We start from the raw sequence: 207 nt of genomic DNA, 5'->3' as shown, positions 1-207 counted from the left end.
CGTCGCCGAGCAGCTGATCAGGAAGGCGCTGCACCCGTACGCCGACGACCTGGTCGTCGCGACGAAGGCCGGTCTGACCCGGCAGGGCCCGGACGTGTGGACGCCGGGCGGCCGACCGGCGGACCTGCGCCAGCAGGCCGAGCTCTCGCTGCGGAACCACGGCGTCGAGCGGATCGACCAGATGCAGCGGCCCCGCGTCGCCCCCCC

At 75.4% G+C, this 207-nt stretch carries 1 protein-coding gene; it reads left to right on the top strand.

The genetic code is table 11. The features are described 5' to 3' along the window. Positions 1 to 207 (top strand): aldo/keto reductase (locus tag QWY29_RS20925; RefSeq protein WP_336621858.1); only part of this gene is annotated, 207 nt, incomplete at both ends.

The sequence above is a fragment of the Nocardioides abyssi genome (assembly GCF_030412915.1).
Lineage (GTDB): Bacteria > Actinomycetota > Actinomycetes > Propionibacteriales > Nocardioidaceae > Nocardioides > Nocardioides abyssi.
Note: the sequence above shows the minus strand (reverse complement) of the source record. Positions and strands in the feature narration are given on the sequence as shown.